This window comes from Hyalangium minutum, from assembly GCF_000737315.1.
Taxonomy (GTDB): Bacteria; Myxococcota; Myxococcia; order Myxococcales; family Myxococcaceae; genus Hyalangium; species Hyalangium minutum.
This window is the reverse complement of record NZ_JMCB01000035.1, coordinates 17,448-28,299: the sequence shown is the minus strand read 5'-3', so window position 1 is coordinate 28,299 and position 10,852 is coordinate 17,448. Positions and strand designations below refer to the sequence as shown.

General features: G+C 66.6%; 8 protein-coding genes and 1 pseudogene. 7 read left to right on the top strand and 2 right to left on the bottom strand.

Annotation, left to right across the window (positions count from 1 at the left end; all coding sequences use genetic code 11):
* Positions 1–1,977: Kelch repeat-containing protein (locus DB31_RS45865; RefSeq protein WP_240487308.1), on the bottom strand; the 1,977-nt coding region annotated here is incomplete at its 3' end.
* A gap of 392 nt (positions 1,978–2,369) precedes the next feature.
* Here DB31_RS45865 and DB31_RS43960 point away from each other — a divergent pair.
* The 3 genes from DB31_RS43960 (at position 2,370) to DB31_RS43950 (ending at position 7,439) form a co-directional block, all read left to right on the top strand.
* Positions 2,370–4,541, top strand: a complete 2,172-nt coding sequence (locus tag DB31_RS43960; RefSeq protein WP_240487306.1) for a Kelch repeat-containing protein — start codon at positions 2,370–2,372, stop codon at positions 4,539–4,541.
* A gap of 325 nt (positions 4,542–4,866) precedes the next feature.
* Positions 4,867–6,699, top strand: a complete 1,833-nt coding sequence (locus DB31_RS43955; RefSeq protein WP_169787174.1) for a PilZ domain-containing protein — start codon at positions 4,867–4,869, stop codon at positions 6,697–6,699.
* Positions 6,696–7,439, top strand: a complete 744-nt coding sequence (locus tag DB31_RS43950) for a hypothetical protein (protein ID WP_044199963.1) — start codon at positions 6,696–6,698, stop codon at positions 7,437–7,439. The genes DB31_RS43955 and DB31_RS43950 overlap by 4 nt, the downstream gene beginning before the upstream one ends.
* 106 nt (positions 7,440–7,545) lie before the next feature.
* Here DB31_RS43950 and DB31_RS43945 read toward each other — a convergent pair whose 3' ends face one another.
* Complete coding sequence (locus DB31_RS43945) at positions 7,546–8,154, bottom strand: TetR/AcrR family transcriptional regulator (protein WP_083969260.1); 609 nt, start codon at positions 8,152–8,154, stop codon at positions 7,546–7,548.
* A gap of 89 nt (positions 8,155–8,243) precedes the next feature.
* Here DB31_RS43945 and DB31_RS43940 point away from each other — a divergent pair, with 89 nt between their 5' ends.
* The 4 genes and pseudogenes from DB31_RS43940 (at position 8,244) to DB31_RS43930 (ending at position 10,831) form a co-directional block, all read left to right on the top strand.
* Positions 8,244–9,047 (top strand): NmrA family NAD(P)-binding protein, encoded by an 804-nt coding sequence (locus DB31_RS43940; protein ID WP_240487305.1) that lies wholly within the window; start codon positions 8,244–8,246, stop codon positions 9,045–9,047.
* A gap of 703 nt (positions 9,048–9,750) precedes the next feature.
* Positions 9,751–9,891 carry a hypothetical protein gene (locus DB31_RS49475; RefSeq protein WP_157232516.1) on the top strand — a complete coding sequence of 47 codons (141 nt, stop codon included), beginning with the start codon at positions 9,751–9,753 and terminating at the stop codon, positions 9,889–9,891.
* Positions 9,879–10,298: pseudogene (locus DB31_RS43935) on the top strand (sugar transferase); the annotation flags it as partial. The gene DB31_RS49475 and the pseudogene DB31_RS43935, both read left to right, overlap by 13 nt.
* A gap of 35 nt (positions 10,299–10,333) precedes the next feature.
* Positions 10,334–10,831 (top strand): hypothetical protein, encoded by a 498-nt coding sequence (locus DB31_RS43930; protein ID WP_044199961.1) that lies wholly within the window; start codon positions 10,334–10,336, stop codon positions 10,829–10,831.
* Positions 10,832–10,852 lie beyond the last annotated feature (21 nt).

The window sequence follows — 10,852 nt, the reverse complement described above, 5'->3', positions numbered from 1 at the left end:
TGGCGGCGCACCGCCACGGCCTCCAGCCTCCCTCGCTACTCCCGAGCTTCGAGACCGCTCCGGCTGCTCTGGCTGCTTGAGCCGGTGAACTCTTACGCTCCAATTTCCCACCTCATCCGCCGTGAGTGTTCCCACCTCCGTGCCATCCAGCCATACCGTCACCAGACTGCGGGCCTCCGCCACCCCGGCAAGGCTGGGGTTCTGGGTGTTGAAGACGTCAGGCACACGCACCAGGGGTTTTTCCGGAGATGTGGCATCCACCAAGAAGGAGTGGGTCTTCGAGTCAAGACCGGTATTGTCCCCTGTATCCGTGGCCCGTGCCCTCACAGTGTGGCTGCCGTCCGCCAGGTTCACAGGCTGCTGGTGGCTCCACTCCCTCGAGGCGTTGGCCTTCGTGGTGCCTACCTCACTCCCATCCACGAACACGGTGACGGTACATCCTGCCTCCGCGGTCCCGCCATAGATCGGCCGGTTCTCCTTGGTCGTCGAGTCGTCGGCAGGGGTGAGCAGCTCCGGAACGGCCGGAGGCGTGATGTCTACCGTGAAGATGTTGGTATTCGAGTCCGCTCCGGTGCTGCCACCGACATCCATGACCCAGGCCCTCACAGTGTGGATGCCCTCCGCCAGGTTCACAGGCTGCTGGTGGCACCACTCTCCTGAGGTGTTGGCCTTCGTGGTACCTACCTCACGCCCATCCACGAACAGGGTGACGGTGCTTTCCGCCTTCGCCGTCCCGCAGTAGATCGGCCGGTGATTCTTAGTCGTCGAGTGGTTGGCTGGGGAGGTCACCACCAGCGCGGCCGGATTATACACTTCCGCGCTGGCGAGGCGGCCATCTGGCCAGTTGTAGCCCCCTACGGCCAGCACCTCGCCTGAGCGCAACAGCGTCGCCGTGTGATGCATACGGCCCGTGTCCATAGGGCCTGTGAGACTCCACTCCCCCGTGGCTGGATCGTACACCTCCGCGCTGGCGAGTCCGCCCACGTCGAGCTCGCTGGTAGGGCCAAGGCCTCCAGTGACCAGCACCTTGCCGCCGGGCAATGGCGTCGCCGTGTGGCGGGCGCGGGCCGTGGCCATCGGGCCCGAGGGGCTCCACTCTTCCCTGTCCGGGTCGTACACCTCCGTGTTAGCGAGCTCACCGCTGGGACCAGAACCTCCGGCGACCAGTACCTTACCGCCCAGCAACGATGTCGCCGTGTGGCGAGCACGGGCCGTCGCCATCGGGCCCGTGGGGTTCCACTGTCCCGTGCCCGGGTCGTACACCTCCGCGCTGGCGAGCGCGCCGCTGAGGCCGGAACCTCCGGCGACCAGCACCCTGCTTGAAGGCAACAACGTTGCCGTCAGGTATTGGCGGGCCGTGGCCATTGAGCCCGTGGGGCTCCACTCTCCCGTGTCCGGATCGTACAACTCCGCGCTGGCGAGCGCGCCGCTCGAGTTCCAGCCTCCGGCAATCAGCACCTTGCCCGAGGATAGCAGGATCGCCGTGTGCCCACAGCGGGCCGTGCTCAGAGGGCCTGTGAGGCTCCACGCTCCCGTATCCGGATCATAGACCTCCGCCCGGGGGAGTTCGCCGCTGAGGCCCACACCTCCGGCGACCAGCACCTTGCTCAAGGGCAGCAGTGTCGCCGTATGACAAACGCGGTTCATGATCATCGGGTTCGTGAGGCTCCACGCTCCCATGTCCGGGTCGTACACCTCCGCACGGGTGAGTTCCCCACTGGGGCCCACCCCTCCGATGACCAGCACCTTGCCGTCAGACAACAGCGTCCCCGAGTGGAAGTCGCGAGCATTAACCATGAGCTTCGTGGCCACCCAAGTCCCACCGGCCGTCGCCTGAAGAGCTTGAGCGGTGCGCCCTTCATGGGGCGGATCTTCGTTCCATCCCTGGAGTTCCTCCCGGCACGCTAGACACAGCAACGCTGAAGTCATCACGAGCTTCGCAATCACTCCCAACCCTGTCTTCAAAGCAGAAGGCATGAATATCTCCTGAATGTCTGTTGTTTCTCTTCTCACCGAAAAGCTCGCCCCCCCAGTTCGGAGGAACAAGTCCCCAGCGTCCTGGGTGAGCACGGCGAGCCCCGCCAAGCTCTCACGTGAACCGCCTCGGCGCAGTGAAGACTCTCACATCCAGAGTGAATAAAAGTGTGAGCAGCCACACCACCATCCTGTGAGCGGGCTCACCGCTTCGACATCGCACACTGGGCATTGTCCTGAAAGAGAGCGGGCATGGTGCCCCTCTCTTTCAAGGAACAAGCGCTATGCCTCTATCACGTCCCCTCTATGTCCTATTCCTGTTGTGGGCACTGCTCGCCGGCTGTCATGAGAGTTCCTCTGCGTCCGCGCGCGCTACTGGCTCGGTGCAGTTGGCCGTGTCCACGCGCCACACCCTCTCCGCCAATGACATCTCACGCGTGACCGTCACTTCCTCCGCAGCGGACATGCCCTCCATCGTCACCGAGCTGGTGAAAACGAATGGGGTGTGGGGAGGAGTCGTCGGCAACATCCCGGCTGGTACCGGCCGCGCATTCCTGGCCCAGGCCTTCGGGCCAGCAGACACTCTGCTCTATGAGGGACATTCCACAGGTGTCACCATCGGGGCATCGGAGATGTCACTCATCACCCTCACTCTTCACGAGAGCGCCGCCGAAGAGCCCTACACGAACGAGGCTCCGCTGATTGACTCAATGGTGGCCTCGCCTCTGGTCGTAGCCCCCGGCGAGAGTGTGTCATTGATGGCAAGCGCGCATGATCCCAACCAGAGCGACTCCCTGGAGTACGAGTGGACAGCACCGTCAGGCATCTTCTCCGCGCCCACCCAGGCCAGCACCACCTGGAACGCTCCGGCCACCTTGGGTCCAGTGCAGCTCGCGCTCACTGTGATCGACTCGCACGGAGCTGCCACCTCGGTGTCCTTCACGGTGAACGTCTCTGCCGGGCAAGGCGACGTGATTCTGGACGTGCGCTTCAACAACCGCCCCGTTGTGACGAACCTCTCCTCATCTCAGTCCTCTTTGGCTGTAGGCGAGCAGACGGAACTCTCCGTCTCCGCCTCGGATGGTGACGGAGATGCACTCCGCTACCAGTGGAGCGCCTCCTGCCTGGGCACGTGGGAGAACCCAAATATGTCCACGGCCCGCTTCTCTCCCACTGCACTGCCCGCTCACTCCTGCAACAACTGCCAAGTGCAGGTGGAGGTCTCCGACGAGCGCGGCGGCCATGCGACCGCCACCCTGGCCTTGTGCGTGTCTCCGGCGTCCCCCCTCTCCTTGCCTCCCATCATCGTGCGCTCCTATCAGTCCGCACTCACGGCGACGCCCTCTCAGCTCCTCGTCTTCGAGGTGGTAGCCAGCGACCTGACGAACAGCCTGCTCTCTTTCGCCTGGAGTTCCCCTGTGGGCGCGCTGGGCCAGTCTGAGGACTCGGCCACCAGAAGCCGTGTCACGTGGACAGCGCCCACCTGCGTGCCAGACGGCGGCACCGCCCCTGTCACTGCTACCGTCACCAACGGCGTTGGTTTGACCGCCACCCGCACCTTTACCATTACCGGACTGGCTTCCTGCGCCCTGTCCGGCACCTGGACTGCCACCTCTTCCCCTTCCCAGGCTCGGTACTGGCACACCGCGACGACCTTGTCCTCTGGCAAGGTGCTCGTGACTGGCGGAGGGCTTTGGACCGGCTCACTCCTGGAGACAGCGGAGATGTACGATCCGGAAACTGGCACATGGATGGCCACGGGCGCGATGAGCATCCCCCGCGTGAGTCACACAGCGACGCTCCTGCAATCTGGAAAGGTCCTTGTCACCGGAGGGTACTCGGACACCTATCAGGCAACGGCGGAGCTGTATGACCCTGCCACGGGAACCTGGACGTCGACCGGCACCATGAACCATGCGCGTGGTGGCCACACCGCGACGCTGCTGCCCTCTGGAAAAGTGCTGGTGGTGGGAGGGTACTCGACCGACTACGCAGCAACCGCGGAGGTGTATGACCCGGCTACGGGAACCTGGACCGCCACGAACTCCATGCACGATGCCCGCAGTGACCATACCGCGACGCTTCTGTTCTCCGGCAAGGTGCTCGTGACTGGCGGAGAGCCCTTCCATTCCTCGGCGGAGTTGTACGACCCGAACACGGGTACCTGGACGCCCACCGGCTCCATGACTCAGTCTCGCGAGGACCACATTGCCACGCTGCTGCCCTCCGGCAAGGTGCTCGTCCTTGGCGGATCGACCACCTCGGCAGCGACAGAGGTGTACGACCCGGATAGCGGCACTTGGGTCACCACCGGCTCCATGAGTGTCCCCCGCTACCAGACCGCCGTGACGCTGCTGCTCTCGGGCAAGGTGCTCGTCGCCGGAGGCCGCTCCATCAACGGGGCCCATGCCTCGGCGGAGCTGTACGATCCTGCAGTGGGAACCTGGGAGCTCACGAGTTCCATGCAAACGAGTCGCTATTCGCACAGCCTGACTCTGCTGCCCACCGGCAAGGTGCTCCTCTCGGGAGGCGTCATCTTCAGCTCTGCGGAGCTCTATGCTCCCTAAGGCAGCACTGCGAAGCCGGTGAACGGCCGGCAGGGTTGTAGCCATCCTGCCGGTCAGAAATGAGGGCTGGAGCAAGCTGTCCGTGCCCTCCACAGGTGAGCCGCGCGTGTCGTGAACACGCGGCTGCGTAGTCTCACCACGCAGCCGCGCCTCGTTCCGGCACCTGTTGGGCCCAGGTGAACTGCACCATTCCCCTCGGAAACCGCGATAGCGGCCCTTACCAAAGGGCCTTCGAGTCCGGTGGCAAGCGATTGGCACGCGCCGTGCTGAAGACGGTGCGCACGAGGACGAACGCTCTCCTTCGTCCCCGCTGGGAATGATCACCATGTCACCGCACCTGTGGACCCACGATCTCATCGAAGAGACGCGGTCGAAGCTGGATCCGCTCGCCGACACCGTGCCCTACGAGAGGGTCTCTCCCTCGTCAACAGGTGGAGCTCTCCTCCGAGGGGAAGCGCAGAGCACTCCTGATCGCGCGAGCGGGCCCGCGCGCTTCCATGAAGAACTCGTCGAGCCAGAGCGCATCCAGTTGGCCCTCATGACTGCCGCCTCCCTGGGAGGCCGGGGCCTTCTGCGCCGGAACGGACGGGCCACTCGCCTGGTGCTGGAGCAGGTCGATCTCAAGTCCAGGTGCCTTCGCTGGCGATGCGCCGCACTCGCTGAGAGCGAAGGCTCGCTCCCGTACGAGGCCGAGGTGGCGGGCTACAACTCGGTCTATCGCATGCGCCTGCAGGAGGGCACCTGGGAGGGGGAGCAGCTCCGAACGCCACTGCCGGACCGCCTCGTCCGCGTCCGCCACCGCCTCTACCGGCGTGTCTCGCCCCCGCCCGCTACACGTCTCGTCCTGCCACTTCACTCCGGATCCGAGTGGGAGCGCGAGGTGCTCGATGTCTCCTTCGGTGGGCTGGGTGTGCGGCTCCTGCCAGGGGAGCGGCTCGAGCCTGGCTGGGTGCTGTCAGCATGCGTGCTCCTCACGGAGGCCGGGAAGCCCATTCACCTGCGTGCCGAGATCCGTCACGTGTCCGTCACCGCGGAGGGAACGAGCGTCTGTGGCCTGCGGGTGGAGCCGCTCACGGGCCTGGATACGGAGCGCTGGAGAGAGCTCGTCACTCGCTCGCTCTGCCCCGCCACGAGGACAGATGGGAGCCTGGTGGAGCCGTTGTGGCAGCTCTTCATCGACTCGGGCTACTTCAACCTGGCCAGCCACTCGGCGGAGTGGTTCGAGGACCAGCGCGCCAGCTTCCTCGAACTGGGCCGGCGTGCCGCACACCTGCCGCAGCTGATGTGTCTGGCGGCGTGGCCTTCTGCTCGCGGTGTGGAGGCGACGCTCGCCTCCATGAAGCCATACCAATCGCTGTGGCTGGTCCACCAACTGGCGAAGCGGCCGGGAAGCGCGCCCTCGCCGATCACCACGGGAAGAATCCTCCGGGATCTCTATGTCCGGACGGTGGAGCACGCGCAGGGTGACCCCGGCTTCCGGTGGCTGGGAGCTTACATCGAGGGAACTGTGCCTTTCGTCCACCGCGTGCACAGCGGCTTCGCGCGCCGGATGGCCGGCACGGGCCGGACGCTTCTGCTTCCCCTGCGGATGGTGGACGTCTCCTGTGCGGAGCCTCGTAAGGCGCTCCCAGTGGGGATGACGCTCGGTCCAGCGACACCTTTCGAGCAGGCACTGCTCGCCCGCAAGCTCGCCCGCCTGCGCCCTGCCAGCTACCTCGAAGCCCTGGATCTGAGCGCGGAGTCCTTGGAGCTGGAGGCCGCAGCCGGAGCCTGGCGTGAAGCCGGGCTGGAGCGGGAGCGGCACATCCTGGTCGCACGCCATCAGGGCAGACCGCTCGCGGCGGCGGTGCTGGAGGTGGGCCAGCGCGGGGCCAACCCCTTCCGCCTGCTGGATGCCGTGCGCCTCTTCCCGCTGGCTCCCGAGACAGGGGAGGCCCGTGAGGCGCTGCTGGACGCGGCGCGCCAGTGGTACGCAAGCCGCGGCCGCGACACCTTCGTCTTCATGCAAGAGGACGGGCTCAACAGCCACGTCGCTCATGGCGCTGCGCGGCCGTACCTCTGGCTCATCGCCGCGGAGCTCGCCCCCGATTTCCTGGAGCACATCCACACGCAGACAGCAGGCCGTCTGCCCACCTCCGCTGAGAAGGAGCTGTCATGAACCTGATGAAGACGATGTACCTGCCTCACGTCCTGGAGACCCGCGCCCGGCTGGAGACGGAGCCGGTGGTGCGCACCCTGTTGTCCCCCGATATCTCCCCCGCCCTGCTGGAGCGCTTCATGATCGAGTGGTCCGCGCGCGGGGCGTACATGACCGAGCCCGTAGAAGGATGGATCCGCGGCGCGGGCGAGCGTTGCATCGCGCTGGGGCAGGAGAAGCTCGGCCGGGGGCTCATCACCCACTCGCGGCACGAGGCCGGACACCACCTGATGACCATCGAGGACACGCGCGTGCTGGTGCGCCGCTGGAACACGCGCTACGCGCAGCAGCTCGACGCGGATGCGCTGATCACCCAGGCCCCCACGGAGGCGATGCGGGCCTACCGTCAGCTGCATGACGACACGATCGCGAGCGATCTGCCGATCGGCCAGGCGGCCATCGAGTACGAGGTGGGCTACCTGGCGGTGGAGTTGGTGCCGCGAATCCTCGCGCAAGTCACCCGGGTGCTCGGACGCGAGGCCATGGATCAGCTCTCCTTCCTCAAGGAGCACGCCGCGGTGGATGTCGGCCACACGGCCCTCAATGAGCGGATGATGGAGGAGGCCATCACCCCAGAGCCTGCGCATGCCCACAAGTTGGCATCCATCGGCGCCAAGGGGCTGGACTGCTACCTGCGCTTCCTGGGGGACTGCCTGAGCGCTGCGCAAGGCACCTGGACTTCGCTGAGCGCGGCGGCCTGAGCCTGGGCGCCTTCTCAAAGGCCTCCAAGCGGTGGCAGGGCATGGGGCCTGGAGGGTAGTTGACGCGGCGGGCGCGCTCTCCGTCGACAGCGGAGAGCGCGAGAGCCTACTTCTTCGTCGGCGCCCGAGCCCGGCCCGGCCGAGAAGGGGGACCGTTCCGGTTTTCAGACCGTATGCCGGTGAGCGCGAGGCGCAGCAGCCGGCTCGCGGTGGCCGGATCGTCTTCGGTGGCGACGGCAATCGCGTTCGCCAAGAGCATCAGGTCCTTCGTCGTGGCGACGGCGTGAAGCGCGCCCACAGACGAGGCCCGTGCCACCAGAACCTCCATCACGTCGAGCAGCATGTCGGTGCAGCAGAGCTCTTCTGGCGAGAGGCCATCCGGGCCGGCCAGCAGGGCAGCGGCAAGTCCGCGGTGGGTCGCCGTGTAGACTGTCAGCTCCTCGAGCCAGGCAGCCAGCTCAGCGCCGGGGTCCTCGCCCGGCTGCACGGCGGCCCGCGCACAGAGCTGCGCGACGCCGGCGCGGAATACCGCCTCCAACAGCGCCCGCCGCGACGGGAAGTGCCGGTGCAGGGTCGCGGAGCCCACCCCCGACCGCCGCGCGATCTCCTCGAGCGACGCCTGCGCGCCATCCCTGGCGACCAGCTCTGCGGCGGCGGCGACGATCCGCTCTCGGTTGCGTCGGCCGTCCGCTCGCAACGTCTTCACACGATCCACGGAGATCCTCTCCTCGACAAACGGGGTGGCCCTCCATATCTTGCCACCGAAGTCTAAACGGTGGGGCACCCCACTTACAGGAGGCCCGCATGAGCAGCAGCGATCCCGTTCTCGTCACCGCCGCCACAGGGCGACAGGGCGGCGCCACCGCCCGGGCGCTGCTGGCCGAAGGCAGCACATCGGTGCGGGTAATGGTGCGCAACCCGGACGCGCCGAACGCGAAGGCCCTCGCGGCGGCCGGCGCCGAGGTGGTCATCGGGGATCTCGACGATCCGCGATCGCTGCGCGCCGCCTGCGCGGGGACACGGGCGGTGTTCTCGATGCAGTCGCCCATTCTCTCCGCGACCGGCGTTGACTACAGCAAGGAGCGCGAGCAGGGAAAAAACCTCGTCGAGGCCGCGCTTACCGAAGGCGTCGGCACGTTCGTGCACACCGCGACATCGGGCGTCGGCGACCACCGCAACGTCGAGGGCTGGGCCGAGGGTCGCTGGAAGTCCCACGAGGACTACTGGGAGAACAAGCTCGCTACCTGCGAGCTCGTGCGCAACGCCGGCTTCGAGCACTGGACCCTCATCCTGCCCGCCACCTTCATGGACCAGCCCATGTTCGATCCCGCCGGCTTCGCCGACGGGCGCCAGTTGGTCACGGTGATCAGGACTGATCGGCCCATTGGGCTCATCGCCCCGGAGGACATCGGCAAGGCAGCCGCGGCGGCGATCAACGATCCCGCCAGGTTCAAAGGTGTGACGCTGCAGCTCGCCGGCGACCTGCTCACGCTTCCTCAGATCGCCGAGATACTCTCGCGCCTCGACGGCAAGGAGTACGAGTGCAGGTGGGCACGGTCGAGGAGGCCGTCGCCGCCGGCCTGCATCCCGGTGTGGCGCAGGGACTGACGTACATGAACGTCGCCCCGGTGCTGGCACGACCCGAGATCGCCCGATCCTACGGTCTCTCTCCCATGAGCTTCGAGACGTGGGCCCGCCAGCAGCGCGGGATGGCCTGACCGCCGCGCTCACGGTCTGCCTAGGGCTTCACGAAGCGGCCCAGGAAGAGGACGGTATTCGTTTCCGGCTTCTCCTGCTGTGCCAGGCCCGAGAAATCGGCCCACTCCGTGCTTCTGCAAACCGCCCGTCCTCTGGGACGATGTGCCAGAAGCCGCTGTAACTCCAGGGACTTGGCGTCAGTCCTTGGAGCGTCTCTTTCTGACGTCCCTGCGTCGGCATTGAACGCGGGCGTAAGGGCTTCGCCGCAGCCCACCTTCAGGCGCCAGCACGCGCTGGAGTGGCCAACAGACGTTTCGAGGGTGCGCATAGGTGAGAGAGCACGGCTGGCACAAGCAGTGCTCTGGCCCCCCGCGAGGGAGCGGCGACCCATGCATACCAACACTGCACATCGGCCCCTGCCGGACTACCCGCCGGAGCCTCCTCCCATACCTTTGCCCCTGGCGGAGAACGGTCGGCCAGCTCGTGGCTTTGTCGCCAAGCTGAACCTGTTCGTGGACCTGCTCCTGGTAATGGGAACGCAGCTGGGTTCCACGGTGCTGCTGGGCCACAGTCTTCCGTGGGCAGCCTGGAGTGGGGGGCCTTACGGCAGAGGGTGTTCCGCTGGCTGGCGGTGCGCGAGGCCCCTCGAGAAGACGAGGCGCTCATCCTCGGTGTGGGCGCCATGGGCCGGCTGACTGGCGTGGCGCTGCGGAAGCGAGGCCGCCGCCACGTCGCGGGCTATCTGGCGTGGTGAACGCCGAGGAGCTGCGCGCCAAGCTCGAGGCGCTCAGCGAGCAGACCGGCCCCGTGTTCAAGATCAAGAACGACCCGAGAATCACTCGGATCGGCCGCTTCATCCGCAAGTACTCCATCGACGAGCTGCCGCAGCTGATCAATGTACTGCGCGGTGAGATGAGCGTGGTAGGCCCGCGCCCGCCGCTTCCGAAGGAGGTGGAAAAATACGCTGCATGGCAGCGCCGGCGTCTGTCAGTGCGCCCAGGTCTCACCTGCATCTGGCAGGTCTCCGGCCGCAACCAGATCTCCTTCGACGAGTGGATGTACTTGGACATGCAGTACATCGACAATTGGACCCTGCTGACAGACCTGCGGCTGATCTTGAAGACAGTGCCCGTGGTCATTACGGGAAGTGGTGCCAGCTAACACCTGAGATTCGACATCAAGAACTGGACGGGCCCATGTACACCCCGCTGCCCCTCGCCCCGGAAGCGCCCTCGTTCCCCCGCGAGCTCTCCCCAGCTCCCGCGGAGCCGGTTCCCACCGAGTTGCTCCACCTGTGGACGCTGCTCACCCAGCGCGAGCCGTGGTCCTCACTGGTGGTGGTACCCGCGCAGCCGGGGACCTCCGGCTTGGCAGCGGGGCAGGCCATCCTCTCGGTGGGCAAGCAGTACCGCGAGAAGCCCCTCCGCCTGATCGACGCCGAGGGCCTGCCGCCGGGAGCCGCCGCCCGTCTCGTGCGAGACATCCGCTCGTACATGGAGCAGGGCGGGAGGACCGTCACCTGCATCGACTCGGTCCTCACGAACCCGGTGGGGCTCGAGGTAGCGCTGGCCTGCGAGCGCGCGCTGTTGTGCGTGCCACTGGGGTCCACGCACTTCTCCGCGGCCCGGCACACGCTGGAGCGGATCGGCAAGGCGCGCTTCCTGGGCTGCGTGACGCTGACGCGCGTGCGTTGAGGTTGGCGCGCGGGCAGCCCC